General features: G+C 67.2%; 1 protein-coding gene. It reads left to right on the forward strand.

Annotation, left to right across the window (positions count from 1 at the left end; genetic code table 11):
* Nucleotides 1-405, forward strand: a 405-nt coding sequence (locus DY467_RS25860; RefSeq protein ID WP_164639899.1) for a branched-chain amino acid ABC transporter permease, incomplete at both ends; no start/stop codon positions are given.

The following is a 405-nucleotide window of genomic DNA, read 5'->3' on the forward strand; positions in this document are numbered from 1 at the left end:
GTGCTGCTGCGGCTGCGCGGGCATTATTTCGCCATCGCCAGCCTGTCGCTCGCCGAAGTGCTGCGCGAGGTCGTCAACAACGCCACCGACCTCACGGGCGGCGGCATGGGGCTGAACATCCCGCTGTCCGCCGGCGCCAGCGTGATGGCGGAAGCGACATTCTTCTTTTACGCGATGTGGCTGGTCATGCTGCTGACCGCCGCGATGGTGATCCTCGTGGCGGGCTCCCGGCTCGGCTTCGCTCTGAACTGCATCCGCCAGAACGAGACCGCCTCGGCGATGGTCGGGCTCAACACCACGCTGGCCAAGAGCATCGCGTTCGGCTTGTCGGCCTGTTTCGTCGCCGCCGCCGGCGGCGTCTACGCCGCCTGGGTGCACTACATCGACCCGTCCGACGTGTTCGAC

Source organism: Rhodopseudomonas sp. BR0G17 (assembly GCF_010907025.1).
Taxonomy (GTDB): Bacteria; Pseudomonadota; Alphaproteobacteria; order Rhizobiales; family Xanthobacteraceae; genus Rhodopseudomonas; species Rhodopseudomonas palustris_H.